Source organism: Rhodococcus sp. B50 (assembly GCF_013602415.1).
Classification (GTDB): domain Bacteria; phylum Actinomycetota; class Actinomycetes; order Mycobacteriales; family Mycobacteriaceae; genus Rhodococcus.
Window position 1 is genome coordinate 4,590,350 of record NZ_WPAG02000002.1, and the last position, 23,202, is coordinate 4,613,551.

Sequence of the window (23,202 nt, forward strand, 5' to 3'; positions counted from 1 at the left end):
TGGCTTCAAGTACCGCCCAAGTTATTACTCGTCGGTAACATCTCTATGTTACTCGCCGGGCAACTAACTGCCAAGGGGTGGTTTTCTTGCCACGACGAGGGCGTCGATCGCTGTTCCCGCGTCGGTTTCCCGATATCGCCGTTCGGCAATCGTGATTTCCAGTCGCCCGGCGATCTCGTCGACGAGATCTGTTGGCGTGTAGAGGATTTCCTTGTCCTGCGGTCCACCCACACCTTCCTCGGGATTAATTGCGTCGTGACCGAGAAATATGAGGATTCCTTCAGGTTTCAGTGAATTGATCGCCCGTTCGAGAAGAGCCCTCCGCTGTGGCGGAGGGAAATGCAGGTAGACGGAGAGTATGAGGTCATATTCACCCTCGAACGAGTCGGCTGTCACATCTCCACGGACGTAGCGAAGTCGGTCTCGCGACCGGGAGGGCGCCTGTGCCGCGATTCGCCGCGCCTTGTCGAGTGCCACCTCGGAGAAGTCGACACCCACCACCTCCCAGCCGCGCGTGGCCAACCACAACGAGTGACGACCTTCACCGCATCCGAGATCGAGGGCGCGCCCGTGCGGCAGCGAGGCCGCGTACTCGACGACCACCGGATTCGGGGGCGCGCCCCAGATCAGTTCCGACGCTGCGTACTTCTCGTCCCAGTCCTGTGCATCCATGACCGCGACGCTAGCCCTGCGTCGTGAACGGGACCCGCGCTTGCGGTAAGGGTTACGGAAGCGCATCGTCGGGGTAGCGCTGTGACGAAATCGTGACCTGCGATATCGTGGACCGGATGCGATGTGCCGACACGCGGTGCGTCGAGGAGGAGGAGTTCGTCTGATGGGTGCACAGATCGCTGTCCCTGCCCCGCTGAGGAACAGCGCGCTGCTCGGTCTGGGTGTGCACCGCCCCGAGCGCATCGTCACCAACGACGAGATCTGCGAGCAGATCGACTCGAGCGACGAATGGATCCAGTCGCGGTCCGGTATCAAGGAGCGCCGCTTCGCCAAGCAGCATCCGGAGGAGTCGGTCGTCGACATGGCGACGAGCTCCGCCGAGCAGGCCCTCGCGGCCGCCGGCCTCACCGGTGCGCAGATCGACACGGTGATCGTCGCGACCTCCACCTACCCCTTCCAGACTCCGCAGTCCGCGGCGCTCGTCGCCGACCGTATCGGCACCGGCGGGGCTGCCGCACTCGACATCGCAGCGGGCTGTGCCGGTTTCTGCTACGCGCTGGGCGTCGCCTCCGACCTCGTGCGCGCCGGCTCCGCCGAGCACGTGCTGGTCGTGGGTGTCGAGCGCATGAGCGACACCACCGAGCCCACCGACCGCTCGGTGCGCTTCATCTTCGGCGACGGCGCCGGTGCCGTCGTCGTCGGTCCGTCCGACGAGGTGGGTATCGGCCCGACCGTCTGGGGCTCCGACGGCTCGCAGGCCAACGCCATCCGCCAGGAACCCGACTGGGTCGACTTCGCGAACAATCCCGATCAGAAGCGTCCCTGGATCATCATGGAAGGCACTGCGGTCTTCCGCTGGGCCGCCTTCGAGATGAGCAAGTTCGCCCGGCAGATCGCCGACAAGGCCGGCGTGGCCCTCGAAGACCTCGACGCCTTCGTTCCGCACCAGGCCAACCTGCGCATCAACGACGTCATCGTCAAGCAGCTCGAACTGCCCGAGACCGTCGCCGTCGCCGACGACATCATCGAGACCGGCAACACCTCGGCCGCCTCCATCCCGCTGGCGATGGAGAAGATGCTGCGCACCGGCCAGGTCGAGACCGGCTCCACCGCGCTGCTCCTCGCGTTCGGTGCCGGCCTGTCCTATGCGGGCCAGGTCGTGAAGATGCCCCCGCTCGCGAAGTAGGAAGCAGCGGTAGCAGTACGACTCGGTAGCAGTATCGACATATGGCGAGTACTCGCACGTCGTCCGTTCCCCGTTGGGTCTGGATCCTGTGCTTCATCGTGGTCTCCGTGGCCGTCGTCCTCCTCGAACCGATGGGGGACGACGAGCCGGGCGGTACCGGCGGGAGCACGGTCGAGAACCCCTCCGAAGCCCTCGCGGCGCTGGCGGCACTGCCCGTCCGTCCCGCCGAATCGCAGAGCGGCTACGACCGCTCGTTGTTCGGCTCGGCATGGACCGACGAGGTGACGGTCGACCTGGGGGGCAACGGTTGCGACACTCGTAACGACATCCTCCGGCGCGACCTCGTCGACGTCTCATTCGAGCCCGGGAAGAAGCAGTGCACCGTCACGGCCGGCACCCTCGAGGACCCGTACACGGGGAAGACGATCTCCTTCCGGCGTGGGATCGAGACCTCGTCCGCCGTGCAGATCGACCACGTCGTCGCCCTGTCCGATGCGTGGAAGAAGGGCGCCCGCTATCTGGACGATCAGGAGAAGCGGAATCTCGCGAACGATCCGCGCAACCTGATCGCCGTCGACGGCCCCACCAACCAGGGCAAGGGCGACTCCGACGCGTCGGAGTGGCTGCCGCCGAACACCGCCTTCCACTGCGAGTACGTCGTGCGGCAGATCGAGGTGAAGACCACCTACGAGCTGTGGGTCACCCGGTCGGAGCACGACGCGATGGCGCGGATCCTCGCCTCCTGCTGATCAAGCCTCACACAATGCCGCGACGATGTCGTCCTCCGACATCAGGACATGCGCGGCCGCGGGGCCGAGGGGTACGTAGCTGTCCCGGGAGGTGACCCGGGTGATCCGGCCCTCCCATTCGTCGTCGACGAGGGTCGCGACGACCCCTTCGGCGACGCCTCCGCTGCGACGGGTCTCGTCGACGACCACCACGCGCTCGAACTCGCGGGCATGCTCGAGCAGCGCGGTCGTCGGGAGCGGCGCGAGCCACTGCAGGTCCAGGACGGTCGCCGCGACTCCCGAGCGACGCACGGCACGCAGACTCATCGGCACCCCGTTGCCGAAGGTCACCACCAGCACGTCGCGGCCGTGTCCGTAGGTGCACACCGATCCCGGTGGTAGCCCGGCGGTGTCGGGGGCCTGTTGCCACAGTCCGTCACCGTCGTCGTACAGGTCGCGTCGGTGGTAGAGCGCGATCGGTTCCAGGTACACGCACACCCGTCCTTCCTCCCGAGCCAGCGCGATGCAGGTGCGCAGCAGCGCGCCGGCCGTGGCCGGCGAGCTCGGCACGGCCAGCACCAGGCCCGGGATATCGCGGAGGACGGCGACGGAATCGTCGTTGTGGAAGTGCCCACCGAAGCCGCGCTGGTAGGGCAGGCCCGCGATCCGCACGACCATCGGGTTGCGGTACCGCCCGTCCGAGAAGAACGCCAGACTCGCGGCCTCCCCACGCAACTGGTCCTCGGCGTTGTGCAGATAGGCCAGGTACTGGATCTCCGGGATCGGCAACATCCCCGCGACGGCGAAACCCAGTGCGGTGCCGAGGATCGTCTGCTCGTCGAGCAGGGTGTCGAATACGCGCAGGCGGCCGAAGCGCTCCTGCAGCCCGCGGGTGACGCCGTAGACCCCGCCCTTGACGCCGACGTCCTCCCCGAACACGCATGCGTGGGGGTCCTCCTCGAGGAGGTGGCCGAGTGTGCGGGTGACGGCCCGGGCGAGGGTGAGCGGTTCGCCGGCCGGATGCGGATCGTCGGCGATGCGCACGAGCCCGGATTCCAGCGGGCGCATCACCTCGGCGGCGGTCGCCAGTCGCGGCGGCCTGTACAACGAGTCCGCGACGGACGCGACCGCGACCCGCGTCCGTTCGTACCGGTCGAGTACCTCTGCGGCATCGAGCACTCCGCGCGCCACGAGCTCGCGGGCAGTGCCCACCAGCGGGTCCCGTTCGTGATCGGCGGCGAGATCGGATGGGCTTCGGTAGGCCGCTTCGACGTCGGAGCCCGCGTGACCGAGGAAACGCACCGCCCGCACGTGCAGCAGAAGCGGGGTGTGGCTCTCGCGCACCGTCTCCACCGCATCGGCTGCGGCGGCGAGCATCTCCACCGGATCGGCCCCGTCCACCGACCGGTACCCGATCCCGGGATAGGACGACAGCGACCGCTCGAGCCAACCGGGCGGGGTGGGGACGCTGATGCCGAGTCCGTTGTCCTCGCACACCAGCAGCAACGGCAACGACAACCCGCGGTAACGGCAATAGGCGGCCGCGTTCAGGGCACCGACCGCCGTCGAATGGTTCGCTGAGGCGTCACCGAAACTGCACACCACCACCGAATCCGTCGGCCAGGCCGCGTCGAGCCCGAGTCGCTGCATCCGCGGCAACGCGAGGGCGAGCCCGACGGCGCGCGGCAGGTGCGAGGCGATCGTCGACGTCTGCGGCAGGATGTTCAGCGCGGCATTGCCGAACACCTTGTGCCGACCGGCCGAGATCGGATCGAGTGTGGACGCCGCGCATCCGGCGAGTACGTCGCGGATCGGGGTGCTGCCCTCGACGAGCGACGCGCGTGCCGCATAGAAGCCACCCGAACGGTAGTGCAGCAGAGCGGGATCCGTCACGCGCGAACACAGACCGAGCGCCGCGTTCGATTCGTGCCCCGCCGACGGGATGGTGTAGAAACCTTCACCGCGTTCCTGCAGTGTGCGGGCTGCGACATCGAGGTGCCGCGACTGCGACTGGGCGTCGAAGTACCGCACCAGCAGGTCGTCGCCGACCCGTCGGTCGGCCGCACGCGACGGTGCGTGCCCGGGCAGGGCGCGCACCGCGGTGACGAAACGTTCGTCGAGTTCGTCGGCGGCGGTCACTCCCTCTTTCTACGCCGTCGTCACCTCGGTCGGAGGTCGATCGGGCCACCGTCGTTCGGGTACGGCAGCGACGTGAAGTTCATCGGTGCGACGTAGTCGGCCGGCACGTGCCACCGATAGCGCAGCAGCAGGTGGTGCAGCACCGTCTTGATCTCGGCCCCGGAGAAGTGCATGCCCAGGCATCGATGCGCGCCGCCCCCGAAGGGCGCCCACGCGTACTTGTGCACCTTGTCCTCGCGGCGCTCCGGTGAGAAGCGTTCGGGATCGAAACGTTCCGGTTCCGGCCACAATTCGGGCATGTGGTGGGAGAAGTGCATGCCGAGATTGAGGAGGGTGCCCTTCGGGACGAAATGACCGAGGATCTCGGTGTCGGTGGCGGTACGTCGCACCACGCCCGGCACCGGGGTCACGAGCCGCTGACATTCCTTGATCACCAGGTCCAGCGAGGTCAACTCGTCGAGTCGGTCGAAGCTCGGTGTGGTGGTGCCGAGAGCATCCGATTCGTCGCGGCACCGTTGTTGCCATTCGGGGTACTGGCCGAGATACTGCATCGCCGTCGACAGGGTGATCGTCGAGGTGTCGTGCGCCGCCATCATCAGGAAAATCATGTGGTTGACCACGTCGTCATCCGAGAACCGTTCGCCCTCTTCGGATTCGACATGGCAGAACACGGAGAAGATGTCGTCGCCGTCGCCCGCGCGGCGCGCGGGGAGATAGTGCCGGAAGAACTTCTCGAGGTGCGCCCGGCCCACGATGCCGCGGCGCCATCGCGTGCCCGGCAGTGGGTAGCGCACGATGGCCGTAGCCGCCTGCACGCATCCGATGAAAGCCCGGTTCACCTCGTCCATCTCGCGGGCGGACGACCCTTCGGCGCCGCCCATGAAGATTTCCGTCGCGAGACCCAGCGTCAGTTCCTTGAGCGCCGGGTACACGCGGAAACCCTCGCGCGGGATCCAGCCGTCGAGGGTCCGTTCGATCGACGGGTGCATGCGGTCGGTGTAGAGGGCGAGTCGGTCGCGGGTGAACGCCTGCGACATGATGCGACGGTGCGCGGTGTGCTCGTCGCCGTCGAGCAACATGAGCCCGCGGTCGAAGAACGGTCCGATCAGGGCGCGCCAGCCCGGTCCGTTGAGCAGTGCACGGTCGCGATTCTGCAGGGCCGTGCCGACTGCGTCGGGTCCGAGCAGGACCACCCAGGGGCGTCCGGCGAAGCGGAACCACGAGACCGGACCGTGCTCGTGGTACCGATGTGTATATGCCGCAATGGGATCGCGCATGTACTTCAGCGCGTATCCGACGTAGGGGAGGCCGCTGTCGCCCGGGACGGGAGCGAGGCCGGGAGGTGGGGGAGCGAGCATCTTCGTCACGGGGCACATCTCCGGGTGGTCGGATCTGACGCTGGCTGTAGTCAGATCCAATGTAGCGTGCATCACATCCCGGTTGCGTCGATTCGTCCCACGGGACGACCGCTGGTCGCGCGTGCGGGTGCGTGCCATGCTGGCGCCATGGATGTCGAACGCCCCAAGCTCGAAGGCACCGTCGCAGTCGGGGAGGGTCGCCGGCTCGGTTTCGCGGAGTTCGGGTCGGCTCAGGGCCGGACGGTGTTCTGGCTGCACGGCACGCCCGGCGCACGCCGTCAGGTGCCCATCGAGGCTCGCGCCTTCGCCGAGCGGAACCACATCCGCCTCATCGGGATCGACCGTCCGGGGATCGGATCGTCGACGCCGCACATCTACGAGAACGTCCTCGCGTTCAGCGACGACCTGCGTATCGTCGCCGACACTCTGGGTGTCGACCGCATGGCGCTGGTCGGACTCTCCGGCGGCGGCCCCTACACCCTCGCCTCGGCCTATGCGCTGCGCGAACGAGTCGTCGCGGCCGCGGTCCTCGGCGGTGTGGCACCGGTCGTCGGTCCCGAGGCGATCGGCAGCAACCTGATGAAGCTGGGCACCTTCGTCGCGCCGGCGTTGCAGACCGCGGGCGTCCCGATCGGCGTGGCGGTGAGCGCGGCGATCCGCGTGGTGCGCCCGTTCGCGTCGCCGATCATCGACCTGTACGGGCGGTTGTCACCCGAGGCCGACCGCCGGCTGCTCGCCCGCCCCGAGTTCAAGGCGATGTTCCTCGACGACCTGCTCAACGGCAGCCGACGCCAGATCTCGGCGCCGTTCTCCGACATCGTCGTGTTCACCCGCGACTGGGGCTTCCGCGTCTCCGACGTGAAGGTGCCCGTGCGGTGGTGGCACGGCGACACCGACCACATCATCCCGATCGAGCACGGCCTGCACATGGTGGACCTGCTGCCCGACGCACAGTTCCACCACCTGCCCGGAGAGAGTCATCTGGGTGGTCTCGGTGCGTCGGAGGAGATCCTCACTACTGTTCTGGAGTTGTGGGACGACTGAGCGAAGCCACCTCCGCGGCACCGGGACCGCTGCACCTGCAGCCCTCGGCGCTGGTCGCCGTCGCAGCGGGCGGACTCATGGGCACCGCAGCGCGCTACGCGCTCGGCACGGTCTTCCCGGTCGAGAACGGTGCCTGGCCGGCGACGACCTTCGCGATCAACGTCGTCGGCGCCCTGCTGCTGGGGATCCTGCTCGAGTCGCTGGTGCGGATGGGTCCGGATACCTCCTGGCGTCGCGTCGTCCGACTCGGTGCGGGCACCGGCGCGCTGGGCTCGTTCACCACCTACAGCGCGCTCGCGGTCGACACCGACCTGCTGCTCCGCGACGGTGAGTTCGTCGCCGCGGCGACCTACGCGTTGGGTACGGTGCTGGTCGGCCTCGTCGCGACCGGCATCGGTGTCGCGCTGGGAGCGTGGTTCGGGCACCGCCGAGGTGCACAGCGGTGATCGCGGTGTGGGTGGCGCTGGCCGGCAGCGTCGGTGCCGTGACGCGGTTCGTCATCGACAGCGCGTTGCGTGCCCGCTTCGCCACCTCGCTGCCCTGGCCGACCGTCCTGATCAACATCGCCGGGTCGTTGCTGCTGGGGATCCTGGCCGGCGCCGCGCTGTTCCACGACGCCCCGACGACGATGCTCACGATCGCCGGGGTCGGTTTCTGCGGCGGCTACACGACCTTCAGTACGACGAGCGTCGACTCGGTACGCCTGATCGTGCAACGCCGGTACGTGGGCGCCGTGGCGATCGCCTTCGGCACTCTCGCGACCACGCTCGTCGCGGCCGCTGCCGGGCTGGGTCTCGCCGCCGCGTGGTGATCAGCGCGAGCGGTCGATCAGCTCGAGTACCGAGCGCAGCTCGTCGGCGTCGACCTGACCGGGCGCCGACGCGGTGCCGACCATCCCGAACGTCGCCGCCGACCCGAAGACCTGACCGGCGATTCGCGACACCACACCGAGGCCACCCATCGACATGGTGATCAACGGGCGGTCGGCGTGGTCCTCGTGCATCGTGCGGGTCGCGTCGAGCAGGGTCAGCACGTCGGCCGTCGACCGCGGCATGACGGCGATCTTGCAGATGTCGGCGCCGAGATCCTGCATCTGTCGCAGCCGCGCGACGATCTCGTCCTTCGGCGGCGTGGCGTCGAAATCGTGGTTCGACGCCACCACCGCGACATCGCGGGCGTGCGCCGCCGCGACGATCCGCTCGACGGCGGCGCGGTCGCGTCGGTACTCCACATCGACGAGATCCACACTGCCGCTCTCGGCGAGCGCGACCGTCAGATCGGCGTACGCGTCGTCGCCGATCGCGATCTCCCCGCCCTCGTTCGACGTGCGGCACGTCGCGAGCAGGGGAGTGCCCTGCACTTGCTCGGCCAGGGCACCGGCCTGCGCGACCACCGAGGCGACGTCGTCGACGGTGTGGAAGAAGTCCACGCGCCATTCGACGACGTCGGCCCGACCGGCGACGGCCGCGAGCTGCTCGCGCAACGTCTCGGGGGTCCGGCCGGTGACGGGGACGACGATCGTGGGTGCGCCTTCGCCGATCACCACGTCCTTGACGCGAACCGGTGTGATCGTTCGTCCCACGTGCCGTCTCCGTTCCCTCGTCCGATGGCCGGACCTATTCGATCACGTGCGCTTCGAACCGCTCTCCGCAGTGTCTTCGGATCCCTCGACGACCACGACGGTGTCGTCCTTCGACGACTTGGCGGGGTCGGCGACCGCCTCGCCGCGCGCGACCATGAGCGCTTCGTCGGAGAGCGGGATCTCCTTGATGAAGCACGCGAGGACGAACGCGATGAGCAGGAACGGGATGAGGTACCAGAACACCGGGGCCAGGGAGTCGGCGTAGGCATCGACGACGCCTTCTCGGACGGAGTCGGGCAGGAGCTTCATCGCTGCCGGATCGACGGTCGCGGTGGCCTGGCCGGCCTGTTCGGGTGTCGCGCCGGCCTCGATGAAGACCTCGACGAGCTTCTCCGACAGACGGTTGGTGAAGATCGTGCCGAAGATCGCCACACCGAGCGCCGCACCGACTTCGCGGAAGTAGTTGTTCGAACTCGTCGCGGTGCCGATCTCGTCGGCGGGCACGGCGTTCTGCACGATGAGGATCACGACCTGCATGATCAGGCCGAGCCCCAGGCCGAAGACGAACAGCATCGAGCAGATGACCCACAGCGGGGTGTCGCCTTCGAGCGTGGTCAGCCACAGCATGCCCGCGGCGGTGATCAGCGACCCCGCGATCGGATAGATCTTGTACTTCTGGGTCTTGGTGATGGCCAGACCCGACCCGATCGAGGTGATCATCAGACCGGCCATCATCGGCAGCAGCAGCAGGCCGGAGACCGCGGCCGACGTACCCGACGACATCTGCAGGAAGGTCGGCATGAACGCGATCGCGGCGAACATGCCGAGTCCGAGGACGAAACCGATGGCGGTGGCGTTGACGAAGATCGAGTTGCGGAACAGCGACAGCGGGATGATCGGATCCTGCGCCCGCGACTCGATGAGCACGAACAGGCACACGAAGATCACCAGGCCGGCGCCGAACGACCAGGTCAGCGGATCTCCCCAGCCGCGGTCGGCGTCGCCGCCGAAGTCGGTGAAGAAGATCAGGCAGGTCGTGGCGAGTGAGAGGGTGACGACGCCGAGGATATCGATCCTCTTGGTGGGCTTCTTCGACGGCAGACGCAGCGCGATCCAGGTGATGACGAAGGCGATGATGCCGATCGGGACGTTGATGTAGAAGCACCACTCCCAGGTCAGATGGTCGACGAAGAAGCCACCGAGCAGCGGGCCGCCGACGGCCGACAGGCCGAAGATCGCACCGAGCGGACCCATGTACTTACCGCGCTCGCTCGCGGGCACGATGTCGGCGATGATCGCCTGCGACAGGATCATCAGACCGCCACCACCGAAGCCCTGGATCGCGCGGAAGACCACGAACGTCCAGAAGTCGTCGGTCAGGGAGCACGCTGCCGACGCGACGGTGAACACGCCGATCGCGATGAGGAACAGGTGCCGGCGACCGAAGACGTCACCGAACTTGCCGTAGATGGGCATGACGATGGTGACGGCGAGCAGGTAGGCGGTGGTGATCCAGGCCTGGTGCTCGACGCCGCCGAGTTGCCCGACGATCGTGGGCATGGCGGTCGAGACGATCGTCTGGTCCAGGCTCGCGAGCATCATGCCCGCGATGAGCGCGGAGAAGATGATCCAGATCCGGCGCTGGGTGAGAACCAGTGGTTCCGAGGTGGTGGTCACGGTGTTCCTGTCGGAGGAGTGATATCGAGGTGTTGCCCGAAGAGTCGCCGCCCGAACTCGATGTTCCGGTACAGCAGTTCGTCGAACGGCCGGTGGTTGTCGTCGGCGAGCAGTTCGTCGACGGCATCGAACGCGAGTCCCATGACGAGCTTGACCGCGAGGCGCGGACGCGGATCGTCGGGCGGCAGCTTCTCGCGGAGCGCGATCAGGTGGGCCAGTTCGCGTTCTTTCGTCTCGCCGATCGCGAAGAGCCGGGCCAGCAGGTTCGGTTCGTTGCGGACGATGTCCTTGTGGAGTGGACGCTGCTCGCGCATGAGGTCGTTGTCGTGGCACCACCCGAGAGCCAACTCGACGAGGTCGCCGAGCAGGGTCGGGGACAGTCCGTCCTCGTCGTGCCGTCCACGCGCGACGAAGGTGTCCTTCTCCTCCTGCGTGAGCTCGGGTGGGGCGGTGCCCAGCACCGCATCCTCCTTGGTCGGGAAGTAGTTGAAGAACGTTCTGCGCGAAACGCCGACCCGCGTGCACAGTTCTTCGACTGTGAAGCCGGCGAGACCGTGTTCGGCGGTGAGAGCGCGGGCCTGTTCGACGAGCGCGTGCCGGGTGCGCTGCATGCGCCGGCTACGTGTGCCGCTCGTTGTCGCCCTGGAAACCACGAGGCGGAATTCTTGCACTATGTGCGCAGGGGTGCAAAATGTTTTTCGGAAGGGTCAGTCGAACCACGACCGTACGGGCGGCTTGACCCACATGATCTTCTCGTCCTCGTCGGTACGTCCCGCTGCCGGATGATCGGGGTGCTTCTGCGCCCATGCCGTCTTCTCGTCCATCAACCTCGCGGCGAGTTCCCAGGTCTCCATCGTGCGCGGCGGATGGGCGTCCGCCGCCCGCGCCAGTTTGCGTCGCGTCTCGTCGGTCATGGCGAGCAGTTCCGCTCCCGAGATGCCGCGATTCCATGCGTACCGGGCCAGGGTCAGGGCCTTGTCGCGGCGGTTCTTCTCGGCGCGATCGGTGTGGGCGAAGTCGGCGTCGCTCATGACTTCAGACGGTACGCGTCGTCGAGATCATGGTCGTGTTCCAAAAGCGACCTTCTTTCGCGCATCCCGGCGGACTCGGCTGCCTACGCTCGACGAGGGGGGACAGGAGGTCGAGATCGTGCCCGACAGTCGCATCCCGGACGGAACGCCCGACGAGGTCGCCGAGCGCGCGGCCGCGCCACCGCGAGTGCCCGAATTCGATCCGACGCTGGGTATCGACCTCGTCCCGCCCGCGGGGCAGGGGACGCCGTCACATCGTCTGGTGGCCATCGGCGACTCGCTGTTGCAGGGATTCCAGAGCGGCGCGATCTACCGCACCGACCTGTCCGTTCCCGCGATCGTCGCGCACGAACTCGGCCCCCACGAACTCGGCACGGCCTTCCGCTACCCGCGATTCGGTGGGCCCGGTGGTCTTCCGCTCAACGTCGAGCTCCTGCTGCGCCGGATCGAAGAGCGTCACGGGCGGAGTCTCGAACCGTGGGAGTTGCCTGTCGCGGCGTTCACCGCCCGCGGTTTCATGGACGAGGTCGAGGACTACTGGGAACGTGGACCCGGCGCGGTACCACCCGTCACCGGTTTCCAGCACAACCTGTCATGCTTCGGATGGGATCTGCGCGACGCACTCGAGAAGACCGCCGCGCTGTGCGAGGCCGCCATCGAGACACCGCACGATCAGCCGCTCGCCCAGATCGTCGAGAACAACGGCGAGCGCGCCGCGTTGCGCGTCTACCCGAACGGCGACGAGCGGCAGCGCGCGATGACGTTGTTCGACGTCGCGGCCGCACTCGGCGCCGATCACGACGACGGAGACGACGCCGGTATCGAAACGCTCGTGGTGTTCCTCGGCGCCAACAATGCGCTGCGCACCGTCACGGAATTGCGGGTCGCGTGGAGCGGCGACGACTTCCGCGACCTCGACGCGAAACGGGCCTACACCATCTGGCAGCCCACGCACTTCGATGCCGAGTTCGCGGAAGTCGTTGCACGCCTGCGGGGCATCGAAGCGAGACACGTGATCCTGTGCACCGTCCCGCACGTGACCATCGCACCCATCGCTCGCGGACTCGGTCCGAAGGACGGTTCGCGCTATTTTTCGTACTACGTCCGCCCGTGGGTCGACGAGCGACGCTTCAGCGCGGCACGCGACGAGCACATCACCGGCGACGAGGCCCGCGTGGTCGACGCTGCGATCGACATGTTCGACGACACGATCACCCGCGCGGTCGCCGATGCGCGTGGCGACGGTCTGGACTGGTACCTGCTCGACGTCGCCGGCATCCTCGCCCGATTGGCGGCCCGGCGGTACGTCGACGATCTCGACGCCCGGCCCGCCTGGTGGGAGCCGTACCCGCTACCGCCGGCACTTGCGGCTCTCGACCCGGTACCCGACACGCGGTTCCTCACCGCGGACGGTCGCGGGGGACGGGCCGGCGGCGGTCTGTTCTCCCTCGACGGCGTGCACCCCACGACCGTGGGTTACGGGATTCTCGCGCAGGAGATCGTGAACATCATGTCCCGTGCCGGTGTCGGGTTCCGAAATCCGAACGGCGCTCCACGAAGCGGCCGGGTGGAGGTGGACTTCGCGCGACTGCTGCGCCAGGACACGTTGATCCACACCCCACCGCAGAACGTCGACTCGGCGCTCTCGGTGCTGGGCTGGGTGGACGAGGTACTCGATCTCTTCCGTATCGAATGGCGACTGGGATTGTAGGAATCAGGTCAGGTTGACGACGTGTTCGTGCGATGCGACGGCGCCCTGCATCTTCTTACGCGAGAGTGTTCGAGGACCGCACGCACAGCCCGAGGGGATTTCGTCGTCCTCGAACTGTGTTGCCTCGAGGGTGTCCACGAATTCCGAATTGAGCGATGTGCCGTTGTGCGGTGTGGATTCCCGGTCGCGGTTGCCGCGTCCACCCGGGCCACTACGGGAGACCACCACCTGCCCCTCGGAAGTGTTGTACACCGCGGCGAGGGTGTGCCCCTTGGGGCAGCGCACCTTGACGACGGCCTTCTCGGTGCGTTGGGGACCCAGCTCTTTCACCGCGGCGAGTGCGAGCTTGCGACGTTCGGTCGGGGGTGTCGTGGCGATATCCATTTTCCTATTCCACCTCACAGTGTCGGGGTTCACAGGACTTCGGGAGAACCGATTCGGGGTTTGTTTTCAGATGATCTCGTCGGTGAGCCGGTGCGGTGTGCCGAATCTGTGTGCGGTGATCGAGACGGCCTGCTCGGCCAGGAAAGGCAGCATTTCGATTCGTCCGGATCCGGTCACCGGATGGTCGAACACCGCGATGTCGCATCGGGTGTTCCACTCGGCGGGTGGCGCTGCGCCGATCAGGCGGACCCGCGCCGGGGCCACGTCGACGATCCGTTCCTCCCATTCCGCGTCGCTCTCCACACGCACGCGACCGTCGAAACGTGCTGTATTCGTGCATCTTACGAGATCAACGGCGAAAGCCGAAGAGATGTCCACCGGCGCGCCCGTCCGGGCGGCGGCACCGAGCACGCGCACGAGTTCGGTCGGACGTCCACCCTCGCCGAGGCGCACGTGTGTGCGAACGGGCCGGTACCGGAACAGGTTCCGCTCGGCCGACAGGTCCGTGACATCGTGTGCCACAGCGAATTCCGACGTCCACATCCGCTCGTCGTCCTCGAACGACCGGCGCAGTGCATCCTCGTCCGGCACGGTACGTTCCCAGGAACCGAAGCCGAAGAGATAATTCGGCCCGCCCGCCTTGAAGCCCGCTCCCACCGACGACTGCTTCCATCCCCCGAACGGCTGCCGGCGCACGATGGCTCCGGTGATACCGCGATTCACGTACAGATTTCCGGCCTCGACGCGATCGAGCCACCGGGCGATCTCGTCGGAATCGAGCGAATGCAGACCCGCCGTCAGTCCGTAATCCACCTCGTTCTGGATCGCGATCGCCTCGTCCAGATCGGCTGCGGTCATCACCCCCAGTACCGGACCGAAGAATTCGACGAGATGTGTGCGCGACCCGCGTCGCACACCGGTGCGCACACCGGGGCTCCACAGCCGCCCCTCCGCGTCGAGCCGTCGCGGTTCGACGAGCCACGACTCGCCGTCCTCGAGTTCCGTGAGCGCAGTGAGCAGTTTGCCGCGGGCCGGTTCGATCAACGGCCCCATGCGGGTTCGCGGGTCGTGCGCGGGCCCGACCGGCAGCGAACGCACCGCGTCGACGAGCTGATCCCGGAAGCGACGCGACGTCGCCACGGAACCGACGAGGATCACGAGCGAGGCCGCCGAGCACTTCTGCCCGGCATGCCCGAATGCCGACTGCACGACGTCGCGCACCGCCAGATCCGGATCGGCGCTCGGCGTCACGACGATCGCGTTCTTGCCGCTGGTCTCGGCGAGCAGCCGCATGCCGGGACGCAGCGAGCGGAACAACTCCGCCGTCTCGTAGGCACCGGTGAGCACCACCCGGTCGACGCGGGGGTCGGCGACGAGTGTCGAGCCCAGCGACCGTTCGTCGGCATGGACGAGATGCAACACATCACGCGGCACCCCCGCGTCCCACATCGCCTCGGCGAGCACCGACCCGCACCGCGCCGTGAGCGTCGCGGGCTTGAGGATCACGGCCGAACCGGAGGCCAGCGCCCCGAGCGTCGACCCCGCCGGGATCGCGACCGGGAAGTTCCAGGGTGGTGTCACCACCGTGAGGGTCGACGGCACGAACCGCGCACCGTCGATCGTGTCGAGTTCGCGGGCCCGCCCGGCGTAGAACCGCGCGAAGTCGATCGCTTCGGAGACCTCCGGATCGGACTGGTCGAGAGTCTTTCCGCCCTCGGCCGCCATCACCTCGAGCAGATCGGCACGGCGCGCTTCGAGCACGTCGGCGACCTGCTCGAGAATCCCCGCGCGCTCGGCACCGCTGCGGGCGCCCCACGAACGTCCGGCCGCGGTCGCGTCGACCAGCACACGCTCGAGCTCGCTCTCGGAGGAGAGCATGTGCGCCTGCACCGTGTCGATGCCGAGTTTCGACGACGGCACCCGCTCGAGGATGCGACGACCCCACTCGCGATTCTGCGGCAGCGACGGGTCGGTGTCGGGGGTGTTCGTGAAGACCGGCGGTGCCTGCGGTGCCTGCGGTGCCTGTCTGTTCTGCGTGCGATGAGGGGAGGGGACGCCGTCGTCGAGCGCCGCCACCGACGCGCGGAACCGCTGTTCCTCCCGCTCGAACAGGGCGGGGTCGTCGGCGAGATCGAACACGGCGGACATGAAATTGTCCTGCCCGGACCCCTCGTCGAGCCTGCGCACCAGATACGAGATGGCGACGTCGAACTCGTCGGGACGCACGACGGGTGTGTAGAGCAGCAGGCTGCCGACCTGTCGACGGATCACCTCGGCCTGGCTCTGCGCCATGCCGAGGAGCATCTCGACGTCGATCCCGTGCCGCACCTCCCGGCAACCCGCGAGCACCCACGCGTAGGCGATGTCGAACAGATTGTGGCCGGCGACGCCGATCCGCACGTTCTCGATCCGCTCGGGTGTGAACGCGTAGTGCAGCAGGCGCTTGTAGTTCGTGTCGGTTTCCTGTTTGGTACTCCATGTCGCGAGCGGCCAGCCGTGCAGCGACGCGTCGACCCGCTCCATCGGCAGGTTGGCGCCTTTGACCACCCGCACTTTGATCGCCGCGCCCCCACGTGCGCGTCGCGCCGCCGCCCACTCCTGCAGCCGCATCATCGTGCGCAACGCATCGGGGAGATAGGCCTGCAGCACGATTCCGGCCTCGAGATGCAGGAACTCGGGCCGGTCGAGCAGGGTCGTGAACGCCGCGACCGTCACCTCCAGATCGTGGTACTCCTCCATGTCGAGGTTGACGAACTTCGGCGTCGGCGAGTTCGCGGCGAGCCGATACAGGGGAGTGAGCCGGTCGACGATGTCCGCGACGGTCTCGTCGAACGCCCACGGCGAGTGTGGCGCGACCGCCGCCGAGACCTTGAGCGAGACGTAGTCCACGTCCTCGCGTGCCAGCAGGGCGAGGGTGCCGTCGAAACGGCGTCGGGCCTCGGCGTCGCCGAGTACGGCCTCGCCCAGCAGGTTGAGGTTCAACCGGATGCCGGGACGCCGCAGTCGTGCGATCGCCCGGCCGAGCGCGGCGTCGTCGGTGTCGACGACGAGGTGCCCCACCATCGCGCGGAGAGCGCGACGGGCGGCGGGGACGACGAGTTGCGGGAAGCGGGGACCGATCGCTCCACCCGCCCGCACCGCCGCCCGCAGGTGGACGGGCAGGAAATCCGGTACGTTCCGGGACAATTCGGCCAGGGCGTGCGCTGCGACCGCCGGGTCCTCGGGGCGGATCACTTCGTCGACGAAGCGGACGGTGAACTCGAGTCCGTGCGGGTCCTTCAGGACGTCGGCGAGGTGGCGGGCGGCACGGTCGGGAGCGACATCCGCCGATTCCTCCACCCACCGGCGGGCAAGGGCGACGGCATCCTCGACGATCCGCACGATGCGCCTCCGATCGATGGCGTTGACGAACCTGACGCCAATCTACCCACCGGAGGCGGTTCGCGTTTGCGGTCCGCGGTCTCGGGAATACAGCGCGAAGGGGACAGTCCCGATCAGCGAGGAGACGAGAGTGAACCGTCAGGCCCCGGCGTCGCGTGGCGCGTCGACATCCGCCGAGCGCGTCGCGCAGAACGGCGTGTTCGAGAAGTTCGCCCGTGCCGGCTACATCGGCAGTGGCATAGTGCACCTGCTCATCGGTTACCTCGCGATCCGGGTCGCGTTCGGCCGCAGCGAGCAGGAGGCCTCGCAGTCCGGGGCGATGGCAGAACTGGGCGAACAACCCGGCGGGAAGATCGCGTTGTGGATCGCCGTCGTCGTATTCGTGATGATGGGCCTGTGGCGCTTCGCCGAAGCGACCTTCGGCAAGGCGTCGGAGCCCGAACGGCCCGACGCCGACACGAAGGACAAGGTGTTCGATCGGTTCAAGGCGTTCTGCGTCGGCGTGGTCTACCTCGCGTTCGCATACACCGCGTTCGGGTTCGCCCGCGGCAGCGGCAAGTCCAGCGGTGAGCAGAACGCGGGACTCACGGCGAAACTGTTGCAGTCCGGCGCCGGCAAGTTCGTTCTTGTCGTCGCGGGACTCGTCATCCTCGGTGTGGGTGCCTATCACGTCTACAAGGGGGCGTCGAAGAATTTCGTCGACGACCTGAAGAGTCATCCGAGCACGTTCGTGAAGCGCCTCGGTGTCGTCGGATACGTCGCCAAGGGGCTCGCGATCGGTCTCGTCGGTGTACTGGTGATCGTCGCGGTCTTCCAGGCCGACCCGCAGAAGGCAGCGGGACTCGACGGGGCACTGAAGACGTTGGGCTCGCAGCCTTTCGGTGCAGTTCTGCTCGTCCTCATGGGCCTCGGTATCGCGGTCTACGGCCTGTACAGCTTCGTCATGGCGCGCGACGCGAAGATGTGACGCTCAGTCGTCCGCGTCGTCGAACCAGAAGTGCTCGGTGGCGACATAGTGGAGGGTCGGTGGGCCGGGCAGGTCGAACTCGATCGCGCCCACCGGCCGCAGCTCCCCGTCGTTGTCCTCGCAACTCGCGGTCGCCACGTTGCGTCCTGCGGAGATCCCCTTGAACTCGAGGGTCTGGTAGTTCGCTCCGTAGATCTCCGCGGTTCCGGACTCACCCGTGCCGAGCGCTGCGACGCAGAGGAAGGGATAGTCCTCGTCCGGTGGGGACGTATAGATCAGTTTCACCACCACGGTGTCTCCGCGGGTGCTGACCGTCCACAATCCTCGGGTGTCGGTATCCGCTGCGCCCGCGCCGGGTGCGAAACCGGCGAGAAGTGCGAGTGGTGCGAGCAGCGCGACCGTTGTGCGCAGGATTCTGCGATGGTGCATGGGATCTCCTCGGAACCGGTGAGCCCCCGACGCATTCATCGTCTCCACCCGACATCGGCGGGAAGGGGCGAACCGGGTGGTTGTGAAGAAGACGTGACGGCGCCGAGATCGTCGTACCCGGCCTGTGACCCCCGCGGTCTCGAAGTGCTACCGTCTCCGCCAAACTAGTTGACAATGCAACTAAATAAGGCGATCCTGGTGGTTGAGAACGCAACTACACCGGGAAGAGGTGGATCGATGACCACCGACGAGCGGCAACGCTCCGAAGAGTTCGAGCGCCGGCGCGCAGTCATTCGTGACGCGCACCTGAAGCCGGCCGAAGCGCGTCCGCAGTCCTCGGCGCGGGGGCTGCATCACACCGCGCTGATCAGCAGCGACGTCGAGCGGACCGTGCGCTTCTACCAGGACCTTCTCGAGTTCCCACTGACCGAGTTGATCGAGAACCGCGACTACCCGGGGTCGTCGCACTTCTTCTTCGATATCGGCAACGGCAACCTTCTCGCCTTCTTCGACTTCCCCGGCCTCGACGTCGACCCGTACCGAGAGGTCTTCGGCGGACTGCACCACATCGCGATCAGCGTGGCCCCTCCCGCCTGGGAACGACTGCGCGCCAAGCTCATCGACGCGGGAATCGATCTCGTCGAACACAGCGAGGTGTCGCTGTACTTCCGTGACCCCGACGGAGCGCGCCTCGAACTGATTGCCGATCCGCTCGGCGAGATGTACGGCTCGAAGGTCCTGTAACCACCGAAGGGGAGGTTGTGTGCGGGTCCGTCGACCGGGCCCGCACACAACCTCCCCCTCGTCCGTCCCTCGAACGCCTATTCCACGATCGGGAAGATCGACTCTCCGTCCTCGGGGGCGCCACTGATCTGACCGCGGTCGATACGCGAATCCTGCACGATCACCCCGTCGACCTCGTCCGCGAGTTTCGAGTCCTCCGGGGCGCCGGTGGTGGCGTCGTCGATCACCTCGTCGACGTCCTCGGTGAGTTCGTCCTCCGGCGTCGCCGCGACAGGCTTGTCCAGCGGTTCGGCGGGTTCGATATCGGGTTCCTCCTCGGCGAGACGCTGGTCCAGCGACTCGCCTTCCTGCTCTTCACGCTGGGTCGTTCCGAACTTGTCGGCTCCGCTCCAGCCCTCGGGCGGATCGACGACCTCATCGCCGTCGTCGTTGCGCACCTCGTCGGAGTCGAGGCCTTCGCTGGGGCTGAGGGTGTCGCCGGGTCCGTCTTCGATGCTCATGTCGAGGAGATACCCGGCCGGTCGGGTGCGAAACCGTCGGCGGTTTCACTCCGGCCCGATCAGGCTATGCCGACGAAACGCGGCATCGAGGGAGTCACACATGGACGAGAACGATCTTTTCCAGCACATCGAGAAGCTGGTGGACGAAGAGAAGTCGCTGCGCTCGCGGACGAGCGCGGACGGACTGGGCGACGAGGATCTGCAGCGGCTGCGCGCGGTCGAGAAGCGACTCGACCAGTGCTGGGACCTGCTGCGGCAGCGTCGCGCGAAGGCCGAGTTCGGGGACGATCCGGACGAGGCGGAGGCGCGACCGGTCGACGAGGTCGAGTCCTATCGGCAGTAGGCGTCGGTGGCCCGCGCGGCGGTCCGGCGCACGAGGTCGACGATGGCCTCGGGGCAGTCGGACTGCGGCGCGTGGCCGGCCCAGGGGAGCGGGACGAACCGTGCCCCCGGGATGATCGGTGTGTACCGCACGGTCTGCGCCGACGCGACCGTGTCGAGAACGCCCTGTGCGAGGGTGACGGGGCACGTGATGCGGTCGAGTCCGGTCGGCACGTCGGTCAGGACGGCATCCCACAGCATCGACCAGAATCCGTCGGACTCGGCGAATCCGCCCTTGACCGAGAGCGCTTCGGCACGGGACGTCGTCCACGGCCTCGCGCGGAGTCCTGCTGTGAGTGCCGTACGGCCCACGACAGTTCGCGCCATCGGTTCGATGAACGGGCTGCGGGCCTTGTTGAGCAGGCGCGAGATCGTCATGAGCGCGCCCTGGTAGATCCGTTCCGGGGGCATGCCGAGGCCTGAGGGGGACAGGGCGACCACGGAGAGGGCTCGGTCGCGCACGGCGAGCTCGATCGCGAGCCGGCCGCCGAGCGAGTTCCCCAGTACGTGCACCCGGTCGAGCCCGTGGGCATCGAGAGTCGTGACGAGGGTGTCGGTGAGGGCCCCGATCGTGGGACGGCCGCTCTGCTGCGGCGACGAACCGTGACCGGGTAGGTCGACGTTCAGCACGTCGAAATGCTCGGCGAGTCGTGGGACGAGTGCGGAGAAGTCGTCCATCGTGGCGCCGATGCCGTGAAGGAGGAGGAGGGGTTCACCGGATCCGGTGCGGCGGTAGGTCAGTCGTGAGTCCATCGGTTCCATTCTGCCCTGCGGGACGGGTCGGATGGCTCTGTCGCAGAGGTTGTGTGTTCTGTCACATTTGTGAGGAACGAAATGAAGCGAGCTGGTCAAATGCTGTCTTATAGCCCTTCCTTATCGAACTTCTAGAAACTATCGATTGGCACAATTAATGGTTCGCGGATAACGTCGGAGCCGTCAACCCCATCGAGACGAGTGAGGTTCTTACATGTCGCTGATCAACAAGAAGATCAAGCCGTTCAAGGCGGAGGCTTTCAAGGACGGCGCCTTCGTGACCGTGTCCGACGAGGACATCAAGGACAAGTGGGCGATCTTCTTCTTCTACCCCGCAGACTTCACGTTCGTCTGCCCGACGGAGCTCGGCGACCTCGCGGACCACTACGAGGAGCTTCAGAAGCTCGGCGTCGAGGTCTTCTCCGTCTCGACCGACACGCACTTCACCCACAAGGCGTGGCACGGTTCGTCGGAGACGATCGGCAAGATCAAGTACGCCATGATCGGTGACCCGACCCTGCAGATCAGCACCGACTTCGAGGTGCTTCGCGAGGAGCAGGGCCTGGCCGACCGCGGCACCTTCCTGGTCGACCCGGACGGCGTCGTCCAGTTCACCGAGGTCACCGCAGAGGGCATCGGCCGCAACGCTGCCGAGCTCGTCCGCAAGGTCAAGGCCGCTCAGTACGTCCGCAGCCACCCGGGCGAGGTCTGCCCCGCCAAGTGGGAAGAGGGCGACGACACCCTCGCTCCGTCGCTGGAGCTCGTCGGCAAGATCTGATTCGTCGACGGAAAATCGTTCCGGTGGCACGGGATCGAGCGTCCCGTGCCACCGGGCACCGTCCGGGTCCGCTCGGCTCGAGCTGAGAAGTTCGCCGACTCCCATCTTTTCCGGTCACAGTTCTTCCACCTCTGGAGTAGATCCTCATGCTCGATGCCTCCCTTGCCGCCCAGTTGAAGTCCCTCCTCGAGAAGGTCACCCAGCCGATCGAGCTCGTGTCGTCCCTCGACGACCGGCCGAAGTCGACGGAACTCGCCGACCTCCTCGACCAGATCGCCGGCATGTCCGACCTGGTCACCCACGTGCGCGACGGTGAAGCCACCCGTCGCCCCTCCTTCCTGATCCGCCGGGTCGGCACCGACATCGAGGTCGAATTCGCGGGCATCCCGCTCGGGCACGAGTTCACCTCCCTCGTGCTCGCCCTGCTGCAGGTCGGCGGCCACCCCTCGAAGGAAGCCGTCGAACTGCTCGAGCAGGTCCGCGACCTCGAGGGCGATTTCCACTTCGAGACCTTCTTCTCGCTGTCGTGCCAGAACTGCCCCGACGTGGTGCAGGCCCTGAACGTGATGTGTGTGACCAACTCGCGCATCAAGCACACCGCGATCGAAGGCTCCCTCTTCCAGGACGAGGTCGACGCCCGCCAGGTCATGGCCGTGCCGACCGTCTTCCTCAACGGGGAGCTGTTCGGCTCCGGGCGCATGAACCTCGAGCAGATCGTCGGCAAGCTCGACACCGGATCCGCCGAGCGCACTGCCGCCGCGATCAGCGAGAAGGATCCCTTCGACGTCCTCGTCGTCGGTGGTGGCCCGGCCGGCGCGACCGCCGCGATCTACGCTTCCCGCAAGGGAATCCGCACCGGTGTTCTCGCCGAGCGGTTCGGCGGCCAGGTGCTCGACACCATGGCCATCGAGAACTTCTCCTCCGTTCCCTACACCGAGGGCCCGAAGTTCGCCGCCGAGCTCGAGAACCACGTCCGCCAGTACGACGTCGACATCATGAACGTCCAGAAGGCCGCGAAGCTCACCCCCGCCCCCACCGAGGGCGGACTGGTCGAGGTCGAGCTCGAGAGCGGCGCCCGGCTGCTCTCGCGCAGCGTGATCCTCGCGACCGGTGCCCGCTGGCGCGCGATGAACGTGCCCGGCGAGGACGAGTACCGCAACAAGGGCGTCACCTACTGCCCGCACTGCGACGGTCCGCTGTTCAAGGGCAAGCGCGTCGCGGTCATCGGTGGCGGCAACTCCGGTGTCGAGGCGGCCATCGATCTCGCCGGTGTCGTCGCTCACGTGACCCTCATCGAGTTCGACTCGGTCCTGCGCGCCGACGAGGTGCTGCAGCGTAAGCTCCGCAGCCTGCCCAACGTCGACATCATCGTCAGCGCCCTGACCACCGAGGTGCTCGGCGACGGTTCGAAGGTCACCGGCCTGAGTTACACCGACCGCACCACCGACGAGTCGCGCACCCTCGAGCTGGACGGCGTGTTCGTCCAGATCGGTCTGCTGCCGAACACCGAATGGCTGTCCGGCACCGTCGAACTCAGCCAGCGCGGCGAGATCGTCGTCGACGACCACGGCCGCACCTCGGTGCCGGGTGTGTTCGCCGCCGGCGACTGCACGACCGTCCCGTACAAGCAGATCATCGTCTCCGCGGGTGCGGGTGCGACGGCCGCGCTCGGCGCGTTCGACCACCTGATCCGCACGAGCGCCCCGGCCGAGGACGCGGTCGCCGCGACCGTCTAGACGTCACTGCAGCCCCGTGGC

The 23,202-nt window shown here is 67.2% G+C and carries 23 protein-coding genes; 11 read left to right on the top strand and 12 right to left on the bottom strand.

Annotation, left to right across the window (positions count from 1 at the left end):
- Positions 1 to 63: 63 nt before the first annotated feature.
- The gene (locus GON09_RS21600) at positions 64 to 672 is read right to left on the bottom strand and encodes a class I SAM-dependent methyltransferase (RefSeq protein ID WP_213933653.1); all 609 of its coding nucleotides are present in this window, start codon (positions 670 to 672) and stop codon (positions 64 to 66) included.
- A gap of 163 nt (positions 673 to 835) precedes the next feature.
- Between GON09_RS21600 and GON09_RS21605 the strand changes: the two genes are divergently transcribed.
- Both GON09_RS21605 and GON09_RS21610 read left to right on the top strand, forming a co-directional pair.
- The gene (locus GON09_RS21605) at positions 836 to 1,858 is read left to right on the top strand and encodes a beta-ketoacyl-ACP synthase III (protein ID WP_213933654.1); all 1,023 of its coding nucleotides are present in this window, start codon (positions 836 to 838) and stop codon (positions 1,856 to 1,858) included.
- A gap of 41 nt (positions 1,859 to 1,899) precedes the next feature.
- Positions 1,900 to 2,607, top strand: a complete 708-nt coding sequence (locus GON09_RS21610; protein WP_213933655.1) for an HNH endonuclease family protein — start codon at positions 1,900 to 1,902, stop codon at positions 2,605 to 2,607.
- Here GON09_RS21610 and GON09_RS21615 read toward each other — a convergent pair whose 3' ends face one another.
- On the bottom strand, positions 2,608 to 4,725 hold the full coding sequence (locus GON09_RS21615) for a thiamine pyrophosphate-dependent enzyme (RefSeq protein ID WP_213933656.1): 2,118 nt from the start codon (positions 4,723 to 4,725) through the stop codon (positions 2,608 to 2,610).
- 20 nt (positions 4,726 to 4,745) lie between these two features.
- A complete protein-coding gene (locus GON09_RS21620) occupies positions 4,746 to 6,092 on the bottom strand; it encodes a cytochrome P450 (protein WP_213933657.1) in 1,347 nt (448 codons plus the stop codon).
- Positions 6,093 to 6,230: 138 nt separating this feature from the next.
- Between GON09_RS21620 and GON09_RS21625 the strand changes: the two genes are divergently transcribed.
- The 3 genes from GON09_RS21625 to crcB are packed head-to-tail and all read left to right on the top strand — an operon-like array spanning position 6,231 to position 7,938.
- Positions 6,231 to 7,127 carry an alpha/beta fold hydrolase gene (locus tag GON09_RS21625; RefSeq protein ID WP_213933658.1) on the top strand — a complete coding sequence of 299 codons (897 nt, stop codon included), beginning with the start codon at positions 6,231 to 6,233 and terminating at the stop codon, positions 7,125 to 7,127.
- Positions 7,115 to 7,573 carry a fluoride efflux transporter FluC gene (locus GON09_RS21630; protein WP_213933659.1) on the top strand — a complete coding sequence of 153 codons (459 nt, stop codon included), beginning with the start codon at positions 7,115 to 7,117 and terminating at the stop codon, positions 7,571 to 7,573. Before GON09_RS21625 ends, GON09_RS21630 begins: the two co-directional genes overlap by 13 nt.
- Complete coding sequence (gene crcB, locus GON09_RS21635; RefSeq protein ID WP_213933660.1) at positions 7,570 to 7,938, top strand: fluoride efflux transporter CrcB; 369 nt, start codon at positions 7,570 to 7,572, stop codon at positions 7,936 to 7,938. Before GON09_RS21630 ends, crcB begins: the two co-directional genes overlap by 4 nt.
- On the opposite strand, the gene aroD is transcribed toward crcB, so the two are convergent.
- The 4 genes from aroD to GON09_RS21655 all read right to left on the bottom strand — a co-directional run bounded on the left by aroD (position 7,939) and on the right by GON09_RS21655 (position 11,417).
- The gene (gene aroD / locus GON09_RS21640) at positions 7,939 to 8,709 is read right to left on the bottom strand and encodes a type I 3-dehydroquinate dehydratase (RefSeq protein WP_213933661.1); all 771 of its coding nucleotides are present in this window, start codon (positions 8,707 to 8,709) and stop codon (positions 7,939 to 7,941) included.
- Between the two features lie 42 nt (positions 8,710 to 8,751).
- The gene (locus GON09_RS21645) at positions 8,752 to 10,386 is read right to left on the bottom strand and encodes an MDR family MFS transporter (RefSeq protein WP_213933662.1); all 1,635 of its coding nucleotides are present in this window, start codon (positions 10,384 to 10,386) and stop codon (positions 8,752 to 8,754) included.
- A complete protein-coding gene (locus tag GON09_RS21650; RefSeq protein ID WP_213933663.1) occupies positions 10,383 to 10,997 on the bottom strand; it encodes a TetR/AcrR family transcriptional regulator in 615 nt (204 codons plus the stop codon). The genes GON09_RS21645 and GON09_RS21650 overlap by 4 nt, the downstream gene beginning before the upstream one ends.
- Positions 10,998 to 11,093: 96 nt before the next feature.
- Positions 11,094 to 11,417 carry a hypothetical protein gene (locus GON09_RS21655; protein ID WP_213933664.1) on the bottom strand — a complete coding sequence of 108 codons (324 nt, stop codon included), beginning with the start codon at positions 11,415 to 11,417 and terminating at the stop codon, positions 11,094 to 11,096.
- Positions 11,418 to 11,535: 118 nt separating this feature from the next.
- On the opposite strand from GON09_RS21655, the gene GON09_RS21660 reads away from it, so the two are divergent.
- Positions 11,536 to 13,128, top strand: a complete 1,593-nt coding sequence (locus GON09_RS21660) for a hypothetical protein (RefSeq protein WP_213933665.1) — start codon at positions 11,536 to 11,538, stop codon at positions 13,126 to 13,128.
- Positions 13,129 to 13,131: 3 nt separating this feature from the next.
- Here GON09_RS21660 and GON09_RS21665 read toward each other — a convergent pair whose 3' ends face one another.
- Entirely contained in the window at positions 13,132 to 13,512 is a 381-nt protein-coding gene (locus GON09_RS21665; RefSeq protein WP_213933666.1) for a hypothetical protein, read from the bottom strand.
- 66 nt (positions 13,513 to 13,578) lie between these two features.
- Positions 13,579 to 16,893: a bifunctional proline dehydrogenase/L-glutamate gamma-semialdehyde dehydrogenase gene (locus GON09_RS21670; RefSeq protein ID WP_213933667.1), complete on the bottom strand. Its 3,315-nt coding sequence runs from the start codon at positions 16,891 to 16,893 to the stop codon at positions 13,579 to 13,581.
- A gap of 130 nt (positions 16,894 to 17,023) precedes the next feature.
- Between GON09_RS21670 and GON09_RS21675 the strand changes: the two genes are divergently transcribed.
- Complete coding sequence (locus GON09_RS21675) at positions 17,024 to 17,860, top strand: DUF1206 domain-containing protein (protein WP_213933668.1); 837 nt, start codon at positions 17,024 to 17,026, stop codon at positions 17,858 to 17,860.
- A gap of 3 nt (positions 17,861 to 17,863) precedes the next feature.
- Here the strand turns inward: GON09_RS21675 and GON09_RS21680 are convergent, their stop codons facing one another.
- Positions 17,864 to 18,289 carry a hypothetical protein gene (locus GON09_RS21680; RefSeq protein ID WP_213933670.1) on the bottom strand — a complete coding sequence of 142 codons (426 nt, stop codon included), beginning with the start codon at positions 18,287 to 18,289 and terminating at the stop codon, positions 17,864 to 17,866.
- A gap of 237 nt (positions 18,290 to 18,526) precedes the next feature.
- Between GON09_RS21680 and GON09_RS21685 the strand changes: the two genes are divergently transcribed.
- Entirely contained in the window at positions 18,527 to 19,033 is a 507-nt protein-coding gene (locus GON09_RS21685; protein ID WP_213933671.1) for a VOC family protein, read from the top strand.
- Positions 19,034 to 19,110: 77 nt separating this feature from the next.
- Here the strand turns inward: GON09_RS21685 and GON09_RS21690 are convergent, their stop codons facing one another.
- A complete protein-coding gene (locus GON09_RS21690) occupies positions 19,111 to 19,533 on the bottom strand; it encodes a hypothetical protein (RefSeq protein ID WP_213933672.1) in 423 nt (140 codons plus the stop codon).
- A gap of 100 nt (positions 19,534 to 19,633) precedes the next feature.
- Here GON09_RS21690 and GON09_RS21695 point away from each other — a divergent pair, with 100 nt between their 5' ends.
- Positions 19,634 to 19,876, top strand: coding sequence for a DUF2630 family protein (locus tag GON09_RS21695; protein WP_213933673.1), 243 nt, complete (start codon positions 19,634 to 19,636; stop codon positions 19,874 to 19,876).
- On the opposite strand, the gene GON09_RS21700 is transcribed toward GON09_RS21695, so the two are convergent.
- Complete coding sequence (locus GON09_RS21700; RefSeq protein WP_244865593.1) at positions 19,864 to 20,667, bottom strand: alpha/beta fold hydrolase; 804 nt, start codon at positions 20,665 to 20,667, stop codon at positions 19,864 to 19,866. The two genes, GON09_RS21695 and GON09_RS21700, sit on opposite strands and share 13 nt — an antisense overlap.
- Before the next feature lie 214 nt (positions 20,668 to 20,881).
- Between GON09_RS21700 and ahpC the strand changes: the two genes are divergently transcribed.
- Both ahpC and ahpF read left to right on the top strand, forming a co-directional pair.
- Entirely contained in the window at positions 20,882 to 21,445 is a 564-nt protein-coding gene (gene ahpC / locus GON09_RS21705; RefSeq protein ID WP_213933675.1) for an alkyl hydroperoxide reductase subunit C, read from the top strand.
- A 146-nt stretch (positions 21,446 to 21,591) separates the two neighbouring features.
- On the top strand, positions 21,592 to 23,181 hold the full coding sequence (gene ahpF / locus GON09_RS21710) for an alkyl hydroperoxide reductase subunit F (protein ID WP_213933676.1): 1,590 nt from the start codon (positions 21,592 to 21,594) through the stop codon (positions 23,179 to 23,181).
- Positions 23,182 to 23,202: the final 21 nt, after the last annotated feature.

What these genes read in the sequence shown, in the direction of transcription:
- GON09_RS21700 (WP_244865593.1), bottom strand. Translation starts at nt 20,667, where the DNA reads ATGGACTCACGACTGACCTACCGCCGCACCGGATCCGGTGAACCCCTC.
- GON09_RS21600 (WP_213933653.1), bottom strand. Translation starts at nt 672, where the DNA reads ATGGATGCACAGGACTGGGACGAGAAGTACGCAGCGTCGGAACTGATC.
- GON09_RS21685 (WP_213933671.1), top strand. Translation starts at nt 18,527, where the DNA reads ATGACCACCGACGAGCGGCAACGCTCCGAAGAGTTCGAGCGCCGGCGC.
- GON09_RS21665 (WP_213933666.1), bottom strand. Translation starts at nt 13,512, where the DNA reads ATGGATATCGCCACGACACCCCCGACCGAACGTCGCAAGCTCGCACTC.
- ahpF (WP_213933676.1), top strand. Translation starts at nt 21,592, where the DNA reads ATGCTCGATGCCTCCCTTGCCGCCCAGTTGAAGTCCCTCCTCGAGAAG.
- GON09_RS21610 (WP_213933655.1), top strand. Translation starts at nt 1,900, where the DNA reads ATGGCGAGTACTCGCACGTCGTCCGTTCCCCGTTGGGTCTGGATCCTG.
- GON09_RS21680 (WP_213933670.1), bottom strand. Translation starts at nt 18,289, where the DNA reads ATGCACCATCGCAGAATCCTGCGCACAACGGTCGCGCTGCTCGCACCA.
- ahpC (WP_213933675.1), top strand. Translation starts at nt 20,882, where the DNA reads ATGTCGCTGATCAACAAGAAGATCAAGCCGTTCAAGGCGGAGGCTTTC.
- GON09_RS21655 (WP_213933664.1), bottom strand. Translation starts at nt 11,417, where the DNA reads ATGAGCGACGCCGACTTCGCCCACACCGATCGCGCCGAGAAGAACCGC.
- GON09_RS21690 (WP_213933672.1), bottom strand. Translation starts at nt 19,533, where the DNA reads ATGAGCATCGAAGACGGACCCGGCGACACCCTCAGCCCCAGCGAAGGC.
- GON09_RS21625 (WP_213933658.1), top strand. Translation starts at nt 6,231, where the DNA reads ATGGATGTCGAACGCCCCAAGCTCGAAGGCACCGTCGCAGTCGGGGAG.
- GON09_RS21650 (WP_213933663.1), bottom strand. Translation starts at nt 10,997, where the DNA reads ATGCAGCGCACCCGGCACGCGCTCGTCGAACAGGCCCGCGCTCTCACC.
- GON09_RS21695 (WP_213933673.1), top strand. Translation starts at nt 19,634, where the DNA reads ATGGACGAGAACGATCTTTTCCAGCACATCGAGAAGCTGGTGGACGAA.
- GON09_RS21605 (WP_213933654.1), top strand. Translation starts at nt 836, where the DNA reads ATGGGTGCACAGATCGCTGTCCCTGCCCCGCTGAGGAACAGCGCGCTG.